Origin of the sequence: Frondihabitans sp. Leaf304 (assembly GCF_001423105.1) — a bacterium.
Taxonomy (GTDB): domain Bacteria; phylum Actinomycetota; class Actinomycetes; order Actinomycetales; family Microbacteriaceae; genus Frondihabitans.
On record NZ_LMNV01000002.1, the window covers coordinates 1561149 to 1581715 of the forward strand.

Here is a 20567-nt window from a genome sequence, read left to right on the forward strand (position 1 = left end):
GGATAGCGAAGAGGGCACATGGATTCGTCGGGAAATAGTCCTCGAGAGGTAGCCGCTCGACGGGTCAGCCGAGGTACGACATCACGTGCTTCACACGGGTGTAATCCTCGAAGCCGTACGACGAGAGATCCTTGCCGTAGCCGGAGTGCTTGAAGCCGCCGTGCGGCATCTCGGCGACGATCGGTATGTGCGTGTTGATCCACACGCAGCCGAAGTCGAGCCGCTTGGCGCAGCGCATGGCGGTGGCGTGGTCTGTGGTCCAGACGCTCGACGCCAGGCCGTACTGCACGTCGTTGGCGAAGCGCAACGCTTCTGCCTCGTCGGCGAACTTCTGCACGGTGACCACGGGGCCGAAGATCTCGTTCTGCACGGCCTCATCGCGCTGGGTGAGGCCCGAGACGACGGTCGCCTCGTGCAGGTAGCCGATCGAGCCGACGCGGGATCCTCCGGTCTCGATGACGGCCGTCTCGGGCAGACGCTCGAGGAACCCCTGCACCTGCTCGAGCTGCGCCCGGTTGTTGACCGGGCCGAAGAAGGCCGAAGGATCCGACGGCGCACCCACGCGGGCATGGTCACGCGCGCGCTCGGCCAGCGCCTTCACGAACTCGTCGTGGATGCCTGCCTGAACGAGCACCCTCGTCGCCGCCGTGCAGTCCTGGCCGGCGTTGAAGAACCCCGCCGCGACGATGCCCTCCACCGCTGCGGGGATGTCGGCGTCGTCGAACACGATCACCGGGGCCTTGCCGCCGAGCTCGAGGTGCACCCGCTTGAGATCCTTGGCGGCTGCTTCGGCAACGGCCATGCCCGCCCGCACAGAGCCGGTGATGGAGACGAGCTGCGGGATCCTGTGGTCGATCATCGCCGCTCCGGTCGACCGATCGCCCGTGATGACGTTGAGCACCCCCGGCGGCAGGAACTCGGCGGCGACCTCGGCGAGCAGAAGCGTCGAGAGCGGGGTGGTGTCGCTCGGCTTGAGCACCGTGGTGTTGCCCGCGGCGAGCGCGGGCGCGAACTTCCAGACGGCCATGTTGAGCGGGTAGTTCCAGGGTGTTACCTGGCCGACGACGCCGATCGGCTCGCGGCGGATGAACGACGTGTGGTCTTTGAGATACTCGCCGGCGCTCATGCCCGAGAGGTGGCGCGCCTCGCCCGCGAAGAACCGAATCTGGTCGACCGACATCAGGATCTCGTCGTCGACGAGAGTGGCGCGCGGCTTGCCGGTGTCGCGCGACTCGAGGTCGGCGAACTCATCGGCGCGCGCCTCGATGGCGTCGGCGATCCGGAACAGCGCCAGCTGACGCTCGGCGGGAGTCGTCTCACCCCAGGTCTCGAATGCCCGCGCCGCCGCCTGGTAGGCGCGATCGACGGATTCAGGATCCGAGACGGGCGACGACCCGTAGACCTCTTCCGTCGCCGGGTCGATCAGGTCGAAGGTGGTCTCGCCGGTCGCCTCGACGTAGTCGCCGTCGATGAAGTTCTGGAGCGGTGTCGTCATGCGCCGACAGTAGCGCCGGGGTCGGGTCGCACTCGTTCGACGTTTCGGCACGTTCGCCGCCGGAATGCTGCGCCGGCCTGCGAGCTACTCGGCCGACGGCCGCCGACGCTGCTGCTTCGTCTCCGACCGCGCGCCCTTCGCGGCCAACCGACGGCGATCCGAGCCTCGGGTGCGCTTCGTCGCACGTCGGCTCGGCCCCTCGGGCGCGAGGCCGGCAGCTACGAGCTCGGCGAGCTTGAGAAGGGCGCTCTCGCGGTTGCGCAGCTGCGATCGCTGCTCGGACGCCGAGACGGTCAGCGCTCCCCCGACGAGACGACGGCTGAGCCGCGCACGCAACAGCGACTTCTGCTGCTCGCTCAGCACGGCCGACTCGGCGGGGCTCCACGAGAGCTGCACCCGGCTGTCAGACGTATTGACGTGCTGGCCGCCCGGCCCCGACGACCGCGAGAAGCGCCACACGAGTTCCCCGGCGGGAATCGTGAGCGCGGGCGATACCTCGAGATCCATGCGCCAAGCGTTGCACGCCCGCTGGCGAGTCGGCGGGTGTTCTTGAGAGTCGGCGGGCGCTGGAGCACCCGCCGACACCTGAGAACGCCCGCCGACTCGCGGGCGACACCCGCCCACTCGCGGGCGACACCCGCCCACTCGCGGGAGAAAGCGTCAGCGGCCCGCGGCGTACGCCTGCGCGCCCCGAGGGTTCGCGGCAGCACCGACGACGCCGGTCTCCGGGTCGCGACTGACGCTGGAGAGGCGGCCGAGCTTCCAGTCGCCGGCCCGGGTGACGACGTGGCCCCGCGCAGTGAGCCCGTCGATCACGTCGTCTCCCAGAGCGTCTTCGACCACGACGCCCCCGGGCTCCCAGGTGCGCGGCCAGAACGAGCCGGGGAAGGCCGTCGTGTGGAGGGCCGGCGCATCGGTCGCCTGCTGCGGCGAGTAGCCGCCGACGATGGTCCGCAGCAGGTAGAGCAACTGCCACTGGTCTTGCTGGTCGCCGCCCGGTGAGCCGAGCGCGACGATCGGCTGGCCGTCGTGGAAGACCAGCGTCGGCGTCAGGGTGGTGCGCGGACGGCGGCCCGGCGTCAGCGTCGATGCGGTGCCCTCCTCCAGCCAGGTCATCTGCAGGCGGCTGCCGAGACAGAAGCCGAGCTCCGGAATCGTCGGCGACGACTGCAACCAGCCGCCCGACGGAGTCGCCGAGACCATGTTGCCCCAGCGGTCGACGACGTCGATGTGGCAGGTGTCGCCACGGGTGTCGCCCGTCGGGGCTGTAGCGAGGTCGCCGAATGTCGGCTCGCCGACGCCAGCGAACCCCACACCGGCGAATCCCGAACCGTCGGCGACGGCGGGAGGCTGGTAGCCGGTGCGGATCGGAGGCATCTCGGAGCCTCCGCCACCGACCCGGCCGGGGCGCACCTCGAGGGATGCCGTCTCGCCGATGAGCTGCCTTCTGGCTGTCGCGTACTCCTCTGACAGCAGAGCATCGAGGGGGACGTCGTGATCGCCGTAGTAGGCCTCGCGATCGGCCATGGCTAGTTTCAGCGCCTCGATGATCGTGTGGGCCCCGGCTGCCGTCTGCGGATCGAGCAGGTCGTCGGCGAGCGGCTCGAGCATGGCCAGCACCTGCAGAAGGGCCGGCCCCTGACCCCAGGCTTTGGTCTTCGCGATCGTCACGCCGCGGAACGAGAGGGTCGCGGCCTCCTCGAACGACGCGCGGAACGCGGCCAGATCGGACGCGCGGATGACGCCCGCGTGATCTGTTCCCGTCGAGTGGCGGTGCGGTGTCCGCACGAAGCGGTCGATGGCCTGCGCCACCTGACCCTCGGCCCACTCGGTGCGGGCCAGCGCGATGCGGTCCTCCCGGGTGACGCCCTCGGATCCTGCGCTGATGAGGTTCTCCAAGACGGCCGCGTAGGCGTCGTTGACAATCAGCTCGCCCGGTGCCGGGAGGCGGCCCCCGGGCATCCAGCGGTCGGCGGAGGTCGGCCAGTGCTCGCGGAAGAGATCGGCAACGGTGGCGATCGTCGTGGCAACGCGGGCGGTGAGCGGGTGGCCGTCGCGGGCATAGCCGATCGCGTACGAGAGCACGTCGCTGAGCTCCCAGGTGCCGTGCTCCTGCAGCAGCAGCAGCCAGGCGTCGACGGCGGCAGGGACGGTGGCGGCGAGTGCCCCCGACCCGGGGACGAGCTCCAGGCCCTCCGATCGGTAGTGCTCGACAGTCGCACCGGCGGGCGCGGGGCCCTGCCCCATGAGCACGACAGGAGTCGAGGGGTCGGCTGCAGTCGCGAACAGCGCGACCAGGTCGCCACCCGGCCCGTTGAGGTGCGGCTCCACCACATGGAGCACAAACGCACCCGCGACGGCGGCATCGAAGGCGTTCCCGCCCCGCTCGAGGACGGCCTGGGCCGAAGCCGTGGCAAGCCAGTGCGTCGACGACGTCATGCCGAAGGTGCCCTTGAGATCGGGCCTCGTCGTGAAGCCGCTCGGGGCGGTGTAGACCATGGTGCTCGTCTCCTCTCGATCGCCCGCGCCGCGATCCGCGACACGGTCAGCCCTCGACGCTACCCCCGGCGAGAGTGCCCTCGGCGAGTCCGACACTCACCTCGACCGAGCGGGTGACGAGCTGGCTGCGCTCCTCCTCGGTCAGGTAGCCGACGAGCCCGTAGACCGTCGTGCTGTCGATGAGAGCGAAGAACTGACGAGCGGCAAGAGGCGCATTCGTCACGTGGAAGTCGCCGCTGGCGTTGCCGGCGTCGAGGATCGAGACCGCCAACTCCTGCCACGTGGTCATGCACTCGCGGGCGGCCACGGCCACGAAGTCGTTGTGGCGGCCGATGCTCCAGGCGTCGGCCCAAATCGTCTTCGACAGGCTGTGGTCGGTGGCGAGCAGGGCGGACACGAGGATCCGCAGCGCCTCCAGCGGGGTCGACGCCGCGGCTGCTACCTCCCGGATTCGCCCCAGCTCGCTCAGCGCGAGGTCGGAGAAGGTGCGAGCGGCGAGTGCGTGCATCGAGGGTTCTTCTGCGGCGATGACCCCGGGCGACAGGCTCGAGACGGACGCCATTCGGCGCAGCGTGATCGCTGTCAGGCCCGACGACAGGGCGATCGTGCGCGCGGCCTCATCGATGGTCGCGCGGGCATCGGGCAGCGCGGGCGCAGAAGATCCGGGCGAAGTCATCCCCCCAGATTAGGGGACGAGGCGTTCTACGCTAGTCCCCCGTCTGGGCTGGACGGGCCTTCGGGCGCTGAGATCGCAGTAGTGGTCGAATCCACCCGACCACTAGCGCGATCTCGCCGCGCGAGTCACCAGCGGATGAGCTCGAACTCGCGGCGCAGCCGGGCGCCACGCTCCGGATGCAGCTGCGACACCCACGCGATCCGGCCGAGCAGCTGCTGCCGGAACGCCGGATGGCCCTCGCGGTTCTGCCCCTCCGGCCCGTGGGTGACGCAGTTGTGGACGACTGCCCGGAGTCGGTCATACTCGCGACGCCCGGGAGCAGTGGTGGCGTTGACCACGATGCCGGTGACGGTCTGCCGGGTGCCCGCCCGTCGGATCCTCGTCTTCGGGGCATTGATCGTGTGACCCGAGTCGACGACGATCGCCGTGGCCCCGCGGACGAACTCCCGCACCATCGAGGCCAGTGAGGCGTCGCCCGAGAACGCGAGGTCATCGGCGTAGCGCGTGTAGGTGGCGCCGAAGGCGTCGGCCCAGCCGGCGAGCCGCGAGTCGAGGCGCTGCAGGCTCAGGTTGGCGAGGGCCGGCGACGAGGGCGCACCCTGCGGCAGGTGCGGCGTCGACAGCGCCTGACGCAGGGCGAACCGCGCCGAGGCCGAGCCGCCCGCGGGCATGGCGCGCAGCACCCTCGGCGGAACCGAGTGCGTGCAGACTCCGGTGAGCAGGTGGGCGACCGTCTCGGGAAGGCCGGCCCGCCGGAAGAGTCCGTAGATCTGCTTCGCGGTGACCGATGCGAAGAACGAGACGAGGTCGAGCCCGATCACGACGTCGCGGCCGGTGTGCTCGGCCGCTCCGGTGATCGCGCTGCGGCCCGCGACGAAGCCGTGCGCCGCGTCGTGCAGCGGCATCGGCGTGAGCAGCTCGTCGAGGATGATCCGTTGCATCGTCCGCAGCCGGTCGAGCGGAACCTCGAGCAGACGAGGCACCCGCCCCGGGCGAACACGCCACTTGTAGCGGTAGTGGTGCAGCGGTCCCTCTTCGGCGAGACGGTTCCAGCCCTGGGTGTCGGCGAACCACTCGAGGCGCCCCACGGTCACGCCGAGCAGACGCGCGAGGTCGACGACGGTGTCGACGCGCGGGCCCGGCCCCACCGCGCGGGTGGGAGCGATGGCGCGGCTGCGGATCCTGACCGGCGTTCGCCGTGTGCCTCGCCGGAACGACGCCACGAAACCCGGCAGGTCGAGGATCAGGCGAGCGAGCAGGCGGGGCGAATCGGGCAGCGAGCGAGGCAAGGACTCGAGGATCCCGCCCACCGCCACCCGAACGAACGCCCGGCGCGACCCGACGACGCTCGACCCGGCCGCCAGCAGGCTCGGCGCCGACCACTCCGGCGCCGCGTGGAATGCATCGGCCAGCGCGCGGGCGACCTCGGCGAGCGTGGCGCCGGGCGGCTCGTGCGCGATGTCTGCGTTGGCGTCGTGCTGCGAACGGCCTCCGAACGACTCATCCGCCGGTGCGGGAGGCAGGGCGCGCGAAGCGCGCTCGGCCTCTCGCGGTGTCGTGTTCTCGTCGATCTTCGTCCCCCGGGGTAGCCCCGGAGAGGGCGGCACAGCTCGTGTGCCGCCCGCCTCGCCCGGAGGCCGTTGCATGCCGCTCACAGTAGAAGTCGCGCCGCCGCACCGCAACTGGGGCCCGCCCGAATTTGAAGGAGAAACACGGGCGGGCGGCCCCCGATCCGCATGAAGTGGTTGCCGAGCGGCGGTTTCTCCTTCAAATTTGCACGGGCACGCAGCTACAGCGCCGAAAGCACCAGCCTCAGCGCACGCGCTTCAGGACGCAGCGCGAACTCGGGCCACACGTCGACGCCGCACGCCCGGGAGCCGAGGCCGTTCTGCGCCGCATCCACGTACAGGTGCGTGCCGGTCGACGTCGGGAGCTCGTGCGGGTGAGCGGCGCCCGCGATCTCCTCGGCGGTGTGCCGTGAGAGCGTGAAGCCCGGCCGGCGCCCGGCCTCGTCGGCGAGCGCCGCGACCCGCAGCCAGGGCGAGCCTTCTGCGGCAAGGTCGAGCGATCGGAACGCCGAGCGGTGACCGGTCTCTTGGGGGCGCGCGTACTGGGCGGACAGCTCGTCGATCCCGGCGGCGAACCGGCCCACCCGGGCGGCACGCATGCTGTCCGGGTACGACTCTCCCGGACCGGTGCCGAACCACGACGCTTCGTCGACCGCTCCAGGAAGATCGAGGCGCATGCCGATGCGGGGCAGGATCAGATCCCACCGCGACGAGAACGCGATCGCCACGCTCAGCAGCACGTCGTCGCCGGAGGCCTCCCACGTCGTCTCGACGCTGACCGAATGGCGCGACGCCGCTGCGGCGTAGCGCGCTAGCTGCCGCACCGAAGTGCCGTCCGATTCAGAACGCAGGATCCGCCGGGTCATCCGATCGAGACCGGCCGCCTCCCACAGGAGCCCCAGCGCGAACCCGGGCTCGCCGGTGCCGAAGTTCGGCGTCACCCCGGCAGAGTCGTACTGCCCGGCGTGCGAAAGAGAGTCGTTGTCGGTGGGTGCGCGGAACAGCGCGAGGGTCGGATCGGCGACCGGCCGACCGGCGAGCTCGACGAGCTCGCCACCCTCGAAGACGGCGGGGCCGAGGCGGTGCACGCCCGCGGGAAGAGCCTGCAGCGAGCGAGCGGGACGGCTGCCGAACGTCGACCGCAGCGGCCTGGCCGACCGAAGCGGCGTCAGATCGTGCTGCCCGGCCGCGACGACGTGCCCGGCGGGAGCCCACGCGGCGTCGGCCGACGTGACGGCCTCGACGGTCAGCCAGGTCTCGCCGTCGGCGCCCACGTCGACCGTCGGCAGCGGCACGGCAACCGACGAGCCGGCTGCAATGCTCGGCACCTCGAGGGCGCCCGAAGCGACCTCGACCCCGTCGACCTCGGCGTGCCAGACGAAGCGGACATCGTCGGAGGGGCGCGAGTGGCGGTGGTTCGAGATGGTGAGGCCGGATCCTTCGCTCTCGACCGAGAACGCGAAGCGGAACGGCGCGACGACCGCCGCGTACTCGTGGAGACCCGGGGTCGGCGTCTCGTCGGAGAGGATCATGCCGTCCATCACGAAGTTGCCGTCGTGCACCACCTCGCCGAAGTCGCCGCCGTAGCCGAAGAAATCGGTGCCATCGGCCGTGCGGGTGCGGATGCCGTGGTCGCGCCACTCCCAGACGAAGCCGCCGTGCAGGCGCGGGTACCGGTCGACGAGGTCTTCGTACTGGTCGATCGCTCCGGGCCCGTTTCCCATCGCGTGCACGTACTCGCAGAGGAGGAACGGGCGCTGGCGGAGACGAGCCGACTCGGCCGCGGTCGCCCCCTGGATGAGCTCGGTGGTGTCGCTGCCGATCGACTCCGTCTCGGGAATCGACGAGTACATGCGCGAGTAGACGTCGGTGTACGAGCCGGTGCGGTCACCCTCGTAGTGCACCGGACGCTCGGGGTCGCGGTCGTGCACCCAGGCGCTCATGGCGGCGAGGTTCGTGCCGGTGCCCGCCTCATTGCCGAGCGACCAGATGACGATGCTCGCGTGGTTCTTGTCGCGCTCGACGGTGCGCTCCATGCGGTCGACGTAGACGTCGCGCCAGCGCGGGTCGTCGCTCGGGTTGTCGACCCAGGCGTCGGCCGGACGATCCCACCAGCCCTCGAGCCCGTTCTGCGACGCTCCGCGCTCGAATCCGTGCGTCTCGAGATCGCACTCGAGCACGACCCAGAGGCCGAGCTCGTCACACAGGTCGAGCAGGCGCGGGTGCGGCGGGTAGTGGCTGGTGCGGATCGCGTTGACGTTGAAGCGCTTCATCCGCGCCAAATCGTCGCGGGCGTGCTGCTCGTCGAACACGCGCCCACGGTCGGGGTGCGACTCGTGCCGGTTCATGCCGTGGAACACGAGGCGACGGTCGTTGACCAGCAGCAGATCGCCGTCGATGCGGACCGTGCGGAAGCCGACACGCTGGGTCACCGTCTCGCCGACGCTCGTCACGGTCGTCTCGTACAGGCGCGGCGACTCGGCCGACCAGGGCTCGGCGCCCTCCACGCTCAGCGGGACGACCTCGGCCGGGCTCGCCCAGGTCACGTCGACTCCCAGCTCGGCGATCGTGAGCCGCACCGGGAATGCCGACTCGTCGGCACGGATCTCAGGATCCAGCGACCCGCCGTCGCGCTCCGACCATCCGGTGCGCAGCCACACGTCGTCCAGCCCGCCCACCGGCCGCGCCACCACCGTGACTTCGCGGAAGATGCCCGGCAGCCACCACTGATCCTGATCCTCGACGTAGCTCGCGGCCGACCACTGATGCACCCGCACGGCGAGCGTGTTCCGGCCCGGCCGCAGCACGCCGGTCACGTCGAACTCCTGCGCCAGGCGACTGCCCGCGCCCGTGCCGATCTCGACACCGTTCAGCCACACCTTGTAGGTGGACTCGACGCCGTCGAAACGAAGGAGGTGCGTGGCGGCGGCGGTCCAGGCATCGGCGCCGTCAGCACTGCCGCCGGCAGCTCCCTCGGGCTGTCCGCCGGGGATCTCGAAGTCGCGGCGGTAGTCGCCGGTGGGGTTCGCGTCGGGCACGAACGGAGGGTCGACCGGAAACGGGAACTGCACGTTCGTGTAGATCGGCGAACCGTAGCGGCCGTCGTGCCCGAGCACCCAGTGCGACGGCACGGCCATCGACTCCCAATCGTCGACGCTCGTGGCGGGATCGACGAAGGCCGTGTCTCCGGCGGCGTGCGGAAGGAGCCGGAATGCCCACTCACCCGACAGATCGAGACTCGGCGCGTCGGTGTGCAGCCACGACCGTGCCGCAGCTCGGCGACCGGTGCCGGGCGTGATGGCGGTGACGTAGTCGGGGGTGCTGCTCATCGGTGGATCTCCTTCGATCGGGGGCAATGTTTACGCTAACATGCCTGCGGCCGCGGGGCCGATTGCCGCCGAATGCCGGTTGCCGAGTGCCGCGTGCCGGGTACCGAGTGCCGCCATTTGTCGCGGCCCGCCGTCTTGCCACGGCATTAGGCGGCACTCGCGGCCCTGCGTCACTCGGTCGCGCCTCCGCACCGGCAGGCCGGGCACCGAGTGCCGCCAAATGCCGCGGCGCGCGGCCGTGGTGCGGCAATACGCGGCACTCGGGGTCGCGCGCTGCTCTGAGGCCGAGGGGAGGCACCGCGGGGCGGGTGCCACATGCCGAGTGCCGCCAAATGCCGCGCGGCGCGATCGTGGCGCGACAAAAGGCGGCACTCGCGGCCAGAACGGCAGAGCGACGCACCCCGCGCGACAGAACGTCGATTCCCGCCGGCGCAGGGGCCCGGCACCATGGCCCGATGACGACGACGAACGACGCGCTCCTCCGCACCGACAGCGACTTCACCCCGCTCGAGGCCGCCGGTCGCGATCACCTGTGGATGCATTTCTCCCGGATGGCGCCGTTCCAGTCGAAGCCGATGCGGGTGATCGACCACGCCGAAGGAATGTACCTGTGGGACGATCGCGGCCAGCGGATCCTCGACGGTCTTGCCGGCCTCTTCGTCGTCCAGGCCGGCCACGGCCGCCACGAACTCGCCGATGCCGCCGCCGAGCAGGCCAAGAAGCTCGCCTACTTTCCGGTGTGGGGCCATGCGAACCGGCCCGTGATCGAACTGGCGGAGCGTCTCGCGACGTACGCACCGGGATCCTTGAATCGGGTCTTCTTCACGTCGGGCGGCGGCGAAGCCGTCGAGAGCGCGTGGAAGGTCGCGAAGCAGTACTTCAAGCTGACCGGCAAGCCGCAGAAGCACAAGGTCATCTCGCGGATGGCCGCGTACCACGGCACCACGCAGGGAGCGCTGGCGATCACCGGCCTCCCCGCGATGAAGCAGGCGTTCGAGCCGTTGACTCCGGGCGGATTCCGCGTGCCGAACACCGACTTCTACCGAGCCACAGATGAGTGGAACGGCGACGAACGAGCCTTCGGACTCTGGGCGGCCAACCGAATCGAGGAGGCAATCCTGTTCGAAGGCGCCGACACGGTGGCGGCCGTCGTGCTCGAGCCGGTGCAGAACTCGGGAGGCTGCTACACGCCGCCGCCCGGATACTTCGCTCGAGTCCGCGAGATCTGCGACAAGTACGACGTCCTGCTGGTCTCCGACGAGGTCATCTGCGCGTTCGGACGCCACGGCACCATGTTCGCCTGCGAGAAGTTTGGCTACGAGCCCGACATCATCACCTGCGCGAAGGGCATGTCGTCGGGCTACGGACCGATCGGCGCGATGATCGCCAACGAGCGCGTGATGGAGCCCTTCTTGCACGGAACCGACTTCTTCCCGCACGGCTACACCTTTGGCGGGCACCCGGTCTCGGCGGCCGTCTCGCTGGCCAACCTCGACCTCTTCGAGCGAGAGGGCCTCAACCAGCGCGTGCTCGACAACGAGGGTGCCTTCGGGGCGACGCTGTCGAAGCTGCTCGACCTCGACATCGTCGGCGATGTGCGCGGTGACGGCTACTTCTGGGCCATCGAACTGGTCAAAGACAAAGGATCCAAGACGACGTTCGATGCGGCCGAACGCGAGCTCCTCATCAAGCAGTTCTTGCCCGGCGCGCTGATGGAGAACGGCCTCTACTGCCGGCCCGACGACCGCGCGAACCCGGTGATCCAGCTCGCGCCGCCCCTCATAGCCGGTCAGGCCGAGTTCGACGAGATGGAGCAGATCCTGCGGGCGACGCTGCTGGAGGCCGCCCGGCTGGTGTGAGGGTGTGTGCTCGCGGGGGTGTCTCCGCCGAGGTCGCGTGAATCGGCCAGTGTCACAGCGCCGCGGCGCGCGACCTTGGCCGATTCGCGCGACGTCGCCGTGCGCCCGTCGCGGTAGCGGGCCCAGCTAGGCCGGGTCGGCCGGATTCGAGTCGGTGCCGAGCCGCCGAAGCAACTCGATGAGCTGCGCGCGATCCTGGCGGGTCAGCGGCGCGAGCTTCACCTCTTCTTCGGCGACGAGCTGCAGCATTGCCTGGTCGACCATCTCGCGACCGGGATCGGTCATGTGCACGAGTACGCCGCGACCGTCGTCGGGGTTCTTGCGGCGCTCGACGAGCCCACGCTCTTCGAGTAGGTCGAGCCGATTGGTGAGCGTGCCGCTCGTGACCATCGTGATGCGGACGAGCTGGGCGGGGCTGAGCTGAAAGGGCTCGCCGGCACGTCGCAGGGCGGCGAGCACGTCGAACTCCCAGATTGCGAGGCCGGCGCTCTTGAAGGCGGCGGCTCGAACGGTGTTGAGGTTCAGCGCCACACGGCGGAGGCGCGACATCACATCGAGGGGCGAGAAGTCGGTCTCGGGAAGCTGACCGGCCCACGCATCGATCAGGAGATCGACCTCGTCACTGCGTTCGGATGACATGGCTCCGAGACTACTCAGTGCTTACTCGGAAGCCGCCCAGCAAGGGAGGTAATGAGCCCGAAACACGCGTCGGCGAGAATCGTCAGCATGTCTCCAGAAGAGACGCGGACCGCCACTGCGCCACAAGCGCCCCCGGCCACTCCCGTCACCGTGTCTATCACCCGTATCGTCCAGTCGGATCGGATTCCCGAAGCCACCGGCTGGGTGCAGGCCGGGGTGAATCTCGCCAATCGCTATCCGGGATTCCTCGGATCGGGGTGGGTGCGTTCGCACGGCACCAGCGACGAGTGGCACATGCTGTATCGCTTCGCGGATCCCGACCTCCTCGACCGATGGGAATCCTCGCCCGAGCGGACTGCCTGGCTCGCCGAGGGCCGCGACCTCGTCGTCGAGTCGCGTGTCGAGAAGCGGACAGGCATCGAGGGGTGGTTCGACTCCCACGAGAACGGAGCCCGGGGCGCCGGGTCGGGTTCGGATGCCAGCGCGGTGCCGCCGCCGCGCTGGAAGCAGGCGACGAGCATCTGGGTCGGCTTCTTCCCGGTCAACCTGCTCTTCACCTACCTGACCACGCTGCTGATCCCGGGCTGGACGTCGCTGCCGATCCTGCCGAAGGTGCTGATCACGACGCTGACGCTGACGCCGATCATGGCGTACTGGGTGCTGCCGCTGGCGACGCGGCTGCTGAGGCCCTGGCTGAACGCGCCGCGCTGAGGGCTCGGGAGCGCTGACGGGCGCGCGGCCTGGGCAGCCCCGGCGGCCCCGGCGGCACGGCGGCTCCGGCGCCAATTTGAGAGCGATCCCGGTGCCCCGCCCCATTTTTCGGCGCCGCTGCCTGGCTCACCCACCGAATCGCTCGCAAATTCGCGGCGCCGCGGCCGAATTCGCACCCGCACGCGCGAGGATGAGGCATGACCGACGCCGCTCTCACCGTCACCCGCCTGCGAGACGCGTTCGACGCGGGCCGCACCAAGCCGCTCGCCTGGCGCACGGCTCAGCTGACGGCCCTGCGCGCGTTGCTCGTCGACCACTCCGCCGACCTCGAGCAGGCGCTGTTCGACGACCTGCACAAGAACGCCGACGAGGCGCGCCTCACCGAGATCGACATCGTCGTGGCCGAGATCGACCATGCGCTGGCTCATCTGCGCGAGTGGCTGCTGCCGAAGCGCAGCCCGGTGCCGCTTCTCATCGCGCCGGCGACCGCGCGGATCGTCCGCGAGCCGCTCGGGGTCGTCCTGATCATCGCGCCGTGGAACTACCCGGTGCAGCTCCTCCTCGACCCGCTGGTGGGGGCACTCGCGGCCGGAAACTCGGTCGTGCTGAAGCCGAGCGAGTTGGCGCCGGCCACCTCGGCGACTCTCGCCCGTCTTGTCGGTGAGCACTTGGATCCTGAAGCCGTTGCCGTGATCGAGGGCGGTGCCGACGCGACGACGGAGCTGCTCGAACAGCGGTTCGACCACATCTTCTTCACCGGGGGCGAGCGCGTCGGGCGGATCGTCGCCAGGGCCGCGGCCGAGCAGCTGACACCGGTCACGCTCGAACTCGGGGGCAAGTCGCCGGTGTGGATCGACGACACGGTCGACCTGCACGTCGCCGCGAAACGCATCGCCTGGGGCAAGTTCATGAACGCGGGGCAGACCTGCGTCGCGCCCGACTACATCCTGACCACTCCCGCGCTCGCGCCCAGCCTCATCGAGGCTGTCGCGCAGGCGATCCACGGTTTCTACGGGGACGATCCGGCCGTCAGCCACAGCTACGGTCGCATCGTCTCGGACGCGCAGTTCGACAGGCTCGTCGCTCTGCTCCCGGAGAGCGGCCCCGACGGAGAGCCGACAGGCGGTGCGGTGCTCGGCGGCCGGCACCATCGCGCCACCCGGTACCTCGAACCGACCATCCTCTCGGGCGTGAGCCTCGACGACGAGATCATGCAGAACGAGATCTTCGGGCCGATCCTGCCGATCGTCGAGGTGCGCGACCTCGACGAGGCGATTCGCGTCATCCGGTCGCGTCCGAAGCCGCTCGCCCTCTACGCGTTCACCGAGTCGGAAGAGGCGAGGCGCAGGATCCTGGAAGACACGTCGTCAGGAGCCGTCTCGTTCGGCGCTCCCTCGGCGCACCTGTCGGTCGCCGGTCTGCCGTTCGGCGGCGTCGGCACCAGCGGCATGGGCGCCTATCACGGCGAGCGCGGACTGCTGACGTTCAGCCACGAGAAAGCCGTGCTGTCGAAGCCGCTGCACCCCGACACTCTGCGCATCGCGTACCCGCCGTTCACGCGGGGCAAGGACGCGTTCGTGCGCGGCGTGCTGGGGCGGCTGCGCTGACTCCGCCGGGCCTGCTTCCGAATTTGAAGGAGAAACGCGCGGCCGGCGACGAAGTCATGCGGATCGGGCGGGGTCGACGTCGCGGATCTCCTTCCAATTTGCAAATGGAGCCGGAAGAGCGAGCGACGTAACGTCCCGCCGACTCGTGGTAACTATTAGGGGTGACGACCCGACGCCTCCGAAGGAATCTGCCATGACCGTATTCGAAGGCGCCCGACGCGGCGACGGCCACAGCCGCGAAGACGTGCGGGGCGCGGTCGACGCGTCTCTGCGCGAAGACGTCAGCTACCTCGGCAACCTGCTCGGCCGCGTGCTCACCGAGTCGGGTGGCGCCGATCTGCTCGCCGACGTCGAGCGCGTCCGCCGCTCCGTGATCGCCGCCTACGAGGGCGACGCCGATGCCTCGGTCGAGGCCGCGCAGCAGCACATCGACAGCCTCGATCAGGAGCGCGCCGAAGAGGTCGCTCGCGCGTTCACCTGTTACTTCCACCTGTCGAACCTCGCCGAGGAGCACCACCGCGTGCGCGTTCTGCGCCGCCGCGGGTCGACCGCCGGGTCGGCCTCCGACTCGCTCACCGCGACCCTCGATCTGCTGACCGACGAGGTCGGAGCCGAGCAGGCCGCCGAGCGCCTGCAGAATCTCCGCTTCCAGCCCGTGCTGACCGCTCACCCGACCGAGGCCCGCCGCCGCGCCGTCGCTTCGGGCATCCGCCGCATCAGCGACCTGCTCGAGGCGCGCGACCGGAGCGAGAACGACGTCGAGACCGCTGCCGTCGAGCGCCGGCTGCTCGAAGAGATCGACACTCTGTGGCGCACCTCGCCGATCCGGACGACCCGGCCGACCCCTCTCGACGAGGTCCGCACGGCGATGAACATCTTCGACCAGACCCTGTTCGAGGTCGTGCCGCGCGTCTACCGCCTGCTCGACGACCGTCTGCAGGGGCCTGACGCCGGGGCTAAGCCGCCCGTCGCCCCCGCGTTCCTCCGCCTCTCGAGCTGGATCGGCGGCGACCGCGACGGCAACCCGCACGTGACCGCCGACGTGACGCGCCAGGCCGCCGAGATCGCTGCCGAGCACGTGCTCCTCGGCCTCTACCGCGCCGCGTCGCGCATCGGCGGCACTCTCACGCTCGACGAGGACGACACCCCGCCCAGCGCAGGCCTCACTGCTCTCTCCGACGCGCAGTACGCCCTCGACCCCGACCTCGCCGGACGCATCGGGCTCCGCTCGCCGCAAGAGACCCACCGCCGCGCGCTCCTCTTCATCTCGGCGCGCATCGAGGCCACCCGCCGCGGCGACGCCCTCGGCTACTCCTCCCCCGACGTGCTGCTCGACGAGCTGCGCACCATCCAGTTGTCTCTCCGCGACGCCGGGGCCCACCGCGCCGCCTACGGCGAGCTGCAGGGGCTGATCTGGCAGGTCGAGACGTTCGGCTTCCACCTCGCCGAACTCGAGGTGCGCCAGCACTCGCAGGTGCACCGCAACGCCCTCGCCGAGGTGCGGGCGGGCGGCGAGCTCAGCCCAATGACCGTCGAGGTGCTCGAGGTCTTCCGCACCATCGCCTCGCTGCAGAAGCGCTACGGGCATCGCGCGGCCGCTCGGTACATCGTGTCGTTCACGCAGTCGTCCGCCGACATCGAGAACGTGTTCGCGCTGGCGGAGATCGCTTCAGGATCCGGCGAAGCCGCACCCGTGCTCGACGTGATTCCGCTGTTCGAGACGTTCGCCGACCTGTCGGCGAGCACTCGGATCCTGAGCGAGGCTCTCGCAAGCGAGCCGTACCAGGCACGCCTCGAAGCCACGGGCCGCAAGGTCGAGGTCATGCTCGGCTACTCCGACTCGTCGAAAGACGTCGGGCCCGTGTCGGCGACCTTCGCCCTCTACGACGCGCAGGCGCGGATCGCCGACTGGGCCGAGTCGAACGACATCGAGCTGACGCTGTTCCACGGACGCGGCGGCGCAATGGGCCGAGGCGGCGGGCCAGCGAACGAGGCCGTCATGGCTCAGCCTCCCGGATCGGTCGACGGTCGCTTCAAGATCACCGAGCAGGGCGAGGTCATCTTCGCCCAGTACGGCGACAAGACGATCGCCGCGCGCCATATCGAGCAGATGGCGGCCGCGACGCTGATGGCGTCGAGCCCGTCGAACGAGAAGCTCAACGCCGACGCGGCCGCCCGCTACGGGTCGCTCGCCGAGCAGATGGACGCGGCATCGCGCGAGCGCTTCTTCGCCCTCATCAAGGCCGACGGATTCGCGAAGTGGTTCGCGGCCGTCACCCCGATGGAAGAGATCGGCCTGCTCGCGCTCGGCTCCCGCCCGGCCCGCCGCGGCCTGTCGGTCGAATCGCTCGAAGACCTCCGGGCGATCCCGTGGGTGTTCTCGTGGTCGCAAGCCCGGATCAACCTGGCCGGCTGGTACGGCCTCGGGTCGGCGCTCGAGTCGATCGGCGACGTCGATGTGCTCCGCGACGCGTTCGCCAACTGGCCGCTGTTCGCCGCCATGATCAAGAACGTCGAGATGTCGCTCGCGAAGACCGACGAGACGATTGCGCGCCAGTATCTGGCTCTCGCCGACCGTGCCGACCTCACGGACGCCGTGATGGACGAGATGACACTGACCCGTGACTGGGTCATCAAGATCAGTGGATCGACGGATGTGCTCGGCGGTCGCCCTGTGCTCAGCCGCGCTGTGCGCCTCCGCAGCCCCTACGTCGATGCCCTGTCGCTGTTGCAGCTTCGTGCGTTGCGCGGCATCCGTCGATCGGTGGAGAAGGATCCGGCTGACGCCGACCACCGCCTGTTGCTGCTGACCGTCAATGGCATCGCCGCCGGCCTTCAGAACACCGGCTGAATTTCTTGGGTGCGACGCGGCCCTCGGGCCGCCCCGCGCTTAACGAACACAGCGCAGAATCCAAGCCGTCCGGCTCGCATCCTGCGCTGTGAGTCGTTCTAGCGGCGGCCGAGGCGACGCTCGCCGCCGGAACCCGTCTGGTACGGCACCTCGTAGTACGTGTAGATCGCGGGCTCGTCGGCTGCCTGCAGCTCGCCGTCGGTCGCGATGAACGGTGCGTCTTTGATCTTCTTCTTGCCGAATTCCACCTTGAGGTGCTTCGGCGCAACGGTGGCGCCCTGAAGCGGGACGAAGACGAGCTTCTTGCCGCCGAGCACACCAGTTTCGACCGTGGCGAATGCCGGCTGGTCGGTGGAGGTGTCGAAGTACAGGCTCTCGAGCGTGCCGACTTTGTCGCCGCTCTGGTCGACGACCGGCAGGCCGATCCAATCGCGCAGGTTCTCCGGTTCGAACACAGGTGCCTCCTTGTGGCGGGTCGGTGCCTCCGACCTCTGAGACAACGGTAGTCGGCTAGGCCGTGGCCTGTTCCCGCGCCGGAACGGCGTGGCGCTGGGCGGCGCGCGGCGAGATGGCCCTAATTACGTCGAACAGGGCCCGCAGCCGGAGATTCGGCCATCTCGCACCGCTCGAGAGCGAAAGCGCGCGCCGAGATCGCAATTGCGGTCGGTTCAGGACGACCACAAGTGCGATCTCGGCGAGACCGTCAGGCGCAGGCCCGCAGCTCAGTTACGAGTGACGCGGTAGATGCCGTAGATGACGCCGGGCACGTGACCGAGAAGCTGCAGCAGGAACGCCCAAAGCACCTTGATACTGGGGCCGTCGACCAGGAGCACCGCGATGAACGGGAAGAAGAAACAAAGGACGATGAGAAGGATCTTGCGCACGGAGTGCCTGCTTTCTGAGGAGGGATCGGCTAATTGTTGCCGGTGAACTGACCGATGAGCTGCTGGATGAACGGAATGACATCCTGCACCTGGTCGACGCTGGCGAAGGCCGTGGCGACCAGGGGCCAGAGCGAACCGACGAGAGTCGCGATGATGGCTGCGACAGCGGTGATCCAGGCCAGCGCCCCGATGCGGGCGACGAATGTCAGCACGAGGAATCCGAGCCCGACGAGGTAGCTGATCACGATCGCAGCGGTGATCGCCCCGACGGGAACGCGCAGGGCTCCGAACGTGGTGGCGTCAGCCGCGCCGATCAGACCGAGAACGGGAAGAAGGATCCCGGCCACGATCACCACAGACACGATCACGCCGGTGATCAGTGCTGCCCAGACCGCGCGGGGCCGGCGTCGCTGCCCCGCGCTGAACGAGCGGGTCTTCACGCCCGCGTCTCGTCACTGGCGGAAGTCGCCTTCGCGTCGAGCTGCACTCGGGGCGCGTCGGCCTGAGCATCGATCTCGGCGAGCTTCTCGTCCGCCTTGGCATCGAGTTCGTCGAGCTTCTCGTCGGCTTTCTCGTCGAGTTCGTCGAGCTTCTCGTCCGCCTTCGCCTCGAGCTCGTCGAGGGTTGAGACGGCCTCCGGGGTCGAGACAGCGCTCGGGGTCGAGACGGCATCAGCACCGGAGCGGTCGTCCGCAGCCGCCGCCACCTCGTCGGCCGTGGCTTCCGCCTTGGCCTGGAAGTCGGCTACGCGCTCGTCGGCCTTTGCGGAGAAGTCGGCGACCTTGTCGTCAGCCTGCGCCTTGAGCTCGCTGGCTTTCGCGCCGGCCTGCTCGACGAGGTCGGCGGCTCCGTTCCGCATCTCGCCGATCTTCGTGTCGGCCTGCGCCCGGAGGTCGTCGACCTTGGCGTCGGCATCGGCCTTGAGATCGCCAGCCTGCGCCTGCAGCTCGCCCGCCTTGTCACTGGCCTTGTCTCTCAGCTCGCCCGCCTTGTCGCCGGCCTGCTCGGCGAGATCGCCGGCCTTGTCTTTCAACTCGCCCGCCTTGTCGCCGGCCTGCTCGGCGAGATCGCCAGCCTTGTCTTTCAGCTCGCCCGCCTTCTCACCGGCACGGTCGATGGCGTCCAGAACCGCAGGATCCTTGTCGTACGGCCCGTGAATGTCGGTCACAGTGATGTTGACCACGACGCTGCCGGAGACGAGCTGCGTCGCCGCCCGGCTCACCTGGTCGCGCGTGGTCTCGACGACCTTGTCGACGGGGTGGGGGTACTCGACGACGAGGTCGAGGTCGACCGTGGTGACGCCGTCCTCTTCGGACACCGTGACGCCCGGTGCACTCGACGTGCCGCGGATCTGCCGGCTGGCTCGGTCGAGGGTTCGGGCGGCGAGGCCACCCAGGTGGTGCACGCCGGTCACTCCGGAGGCGGTCTCGGCCACCGTCGTGCTGAGCAGCTGGGCCGGGCTCTCGTCGGCACCGTGGGTGGCGTCGATTCCGGTGAGGTCGACTGGGGAGGGCTGCGGACGGGTGGCGTCTCCCGTGACGGTGTCGGACATTCGGTTCTCCTTCGGTGAAGCGGAATAGCAGGATGGGACTCGGCGGGTGAGGGCCTAGTCGGTGAGGGCCAGGGCGCGGGTTCGCGACAGCTGGCGGTGGAGGATCCCGGCGATCGCGGCGCCGACGAGCGGAGCGACGAGGAAGACCCAGAGCTGCGAGAGCGCGGTGGGCCCGCCGTACAGTGCGGCGGCGATGGAACGGGCCGGGTTTACAGACGTGTTGCTGATGGGAATGCTGATCAGGTGGATCAGGGTGAGCGTCAGGCCGATTCCGAGCGGAGCGACAGCCTTGTATTCGGGCTTGGCGGTGATCGAGAGGATCAATGCCACGAAGACGCCCGTGAGGATGACCTCGGTGAGGAAGACCGCTCCGAGCCCGAAGCCTCCGGGTGAGGCGTCTCCGAACCCGTTCGACGCGAATCCACTGTCGCGGGCCGCGGCGAAGTAGTCTCCGGGGCCGCCCGCGGCGATGACGGCGAGCGCGCTGGAAGCCAGCGCACCGCCGACGATCTGGGCGACGACGTATCCGGGCACGTGACGCCACTCGGTGCGACCGGCGATGGCCAGACCGACCGTGACGGCGGGGTTGAAATGCCCGCCCGAGATGTGACCGACGGCGTAGATGCCGGCCATGACCGTCAGCCCGAAGGCCAGGGCGACGCCGACGAAACCCACACCGAGCGTGTTGGCGCTGGTGGGGAACGCGGAGGCGTACAGGGCCGTGCCGACGCCGCCGAAGACCAGCAGGAATGTGCCGAAGACCTCGGCAAGGAGCCGGGAGGTGGCGGGGTAAGTCTGTGCCTTCTGACCGCGCTGTTCGGCGGTGGACCGGCTGACAGGGCGCTTGCCTGTGCTCATGAAAAACCTTTGTTCACGTGGTGAGTTGAGAGAGGGGCC

16 protein-coding genes are annotated in these 20567 nt (G+C 69.6%); 4 read left to right on the forward strand and 12 right to left on the reverse strand.

The annotated features are described in order from the left end of the window. Positions 1–64: 64 nt before the first annotated feature. From ASF54_RS06965 to ASF54_RS06990, 6 genes are all read right to left on the reverse strand, one after another. The gene (locus ASF54_RS06965) at positions 65–1495 is read right to left on the reverse strand and encodes a gamma-aminobutyraldehyde dehydrogenase (protein ID WP_055960308.1); all 1431 of its coding nucleotides are present in this window, start codon (positions 1493–1495) and stop codon (positions 65–67) included. An 84-nt stretch (positions 1496–1579) separates the two neighbouring features. Next, positions 1580–2002 carry an alternative ribosome rescue aminoacyl-tRNA hydrolase ArfB gene (arfB, locus tag ASF54_RS06970; RefSeq protein ID WP_055960311.1) on the reverse strand — a complete coding sequence of 141 codons (423 nt, stop codon included), beginning with the start codon at positions 2000–2002 and terminating at the stop codon, positions 1580–1582. Between the two features lie 153 nt (positions 2003–2155). Continuing rightward, positions 2156–3994: a gamma-glutamyltransferase family protein gene (locus tag ASF54_RS06975; RefSeq protein ID WP_055960315.1), complete on the reverse strand. Its 1839-nt coding sequence runs from the start codon at positions 3992–3994 to the stop codon at positions 2156–2158. A gap of 46 nt (positions 3995–4040) precedes the next feature. Continuing rightward, positions 4041–4670 (reverse strand): TetR/AcrR family transcriptional regulator C-terminal domain-containing protein, encoded by a 630-nt coding sequence (locus tag ASF54_RS06980; RefSeq protein WP_055960318.1) that lies wholly within the window; start codon positions 4668–4670, stop codon positions 4041–4043. 125 nt (positions 4671–4795) lie between these two features. Next, positions 4796–6316 carry a reverse transcriptase family protein gene (locus ASF54_RS06985; RefSeq protein ID WP_157510062.1) on the reverse strand — a complete coding sequence of 507 codons (1521 nt, stop codon included), beginning with the start codon at positions 6314–6316 and terminating at the stop codon, positions 4796–4798. Positions 6317–6459: 143 nt separating this feature from the next. Further along, positions 6460–9567, reverse strand: coding sequence for a glycoside hydrolase family 2 TIM barrel-domain containing protein (locus ASF54_RS06990; RefSeq protein ID WP_055960323.1), 3108 nt, complete (start codon positions 9565–9567; stop codon positions 6460–6462). A gap of 455 nt (positions 9568–10022) precedes the next feature. Here ASF54_RS06990 and ASF54_RS06995 point away from each other — a divergent pair, with 455 nt between their 5' ends. Beyond that, positions 10023–11426, forward strand: a complete 1404-nt coding sequence (locus ASF54_RS06995) for an aspartate aminotransferase family protein (protein ID WP_055960326.1) — start codon at positions 10023–10025, stop codon at positions 11424–11426. Positions 11427–11552: 126 nt separating this feature from the next. Here the strand turns inward: ASF54_RS06995 and ASF54_RS07000 are convergent, their stop codons facing one another. Continuing rightward, the gene (locus tag ASF54_RS07000) at positions 11553–12065 is read right to left on the reverse strand and encodes a MarR family winged helix-turn-helix transcriptional regulator (protein ID WP_055960330.1); all 513 of its coding nucleotides are present in this window, start codon (positions 12063–12065) and stop codon (positions 11553–11555) included. 87 nt (positions 12066–12152) lie between these two features. On the opposite strand from ASF54_RS07000, the gene ASF54_RS07005 reads away from it, so the two are divergent. The 3 genes from ASF54_RS07005 (at position 12153) to ASF54_RS07015 (ending at position 17234) form a co-directional block, all read left to right on the forward strand. Continuing rightward, a complete protein-coding gene (locus tag ASF54_RS07005) occupies positions 12153–12776 on the forward strand; it encodes a hypothetical protein (protein WP_055962225.1) in 624 nt (207 codons plus the stop codon). 197 nt (positions 12777–12973) lie between these two features. Then, positions 12974–14383: an aldehyde dehydrogenase family protein gene (locus ASF54_RS07010; protein WP_055960333.1), complete on the forward strand. Its 1410-nt coding sequence runs from the start codon at positions 12974–12976 to the stop codon at positions 14381–14383. A 193-nt stretch (positions 14384–14576) separates the two neighbouring features. Continuing rightward, the gene (locus tag ASF54_RS07015; RefSeq protein ID WP_055960336.1) at positions 14577–17234 is read left to right on the forward strand and encodes a phosphoenolpyruvate carboxylase; all 2658 of its coding nucleotides are present in this window, start codon (positions 14577–14579) and stop codon (positions 17232–17234) included. 98 nt (positions 17235–17332) lie between these two features. Here ASF54_RS07015 and ASF54_RS07020 read toward each other — a convergent pair whose 3' ends face one another. From ASF54_RS07020 to aqpZ, 5 genes are all read right to left on the reverse strand, one after another. After that, complete coding sequence (locus tag ASF54_RS07020) at positions 17333–17689, reverse strand: PRC-barrel domain-containing protein (RefSeq protein ID WP_055960339.1); 357 nt, start codon at positions 17687–17689, stop codon at positions 17333–17335. A gap of 267 nt (positions 17690–17956) precedes the next feature. Further along, a complete protein-coding gene (locus ASF54_RS16355; RefSeq protein ID WP_194601749.1) occupies positions 17957–18118 on the reverse strand; it encodes a YqaE/Pmp3 family membrane protein in 162 nt (53 codons plus the stop codon). Positions 18119–18147: 29 nt separating this feature from the next. Beyond that, positions 18148–18558, reverse strand: a complete 411-nt coding sequence (locus tag ASF54_RS07025) for a hypothetical protein (protein ID WP_055960342.1) — start codon at positions 18556–18558, stop codon at positions 18148–18150. Beyond that, entirely contained in the window at positions 18555–19670 is a 1116-nt protein-coding gene (locus ASF54_RS16755) for an Asp23/Gls24 family envelope stress response protein (protein ID WP_055960345.1), read from the reverse strand. Before ASF54_RS16755 ends, ASF54_RS07025 begins: the two co-directional genes overlap by 4 nt. 54 nt (positions 19671–19724) lie before the next feature. Then, a complete protein-coding gene (aqpZ, locus tag ASF54_RS07035) occupies positions 19725–20528 on the reverse strand; it encodes an aquaporin Z (RefSeq protein WP_084816007.1) in 804 nt (267 codons plus the stop codon). Positions 20529–20567 lie beyond the last annotated feature (39 nt).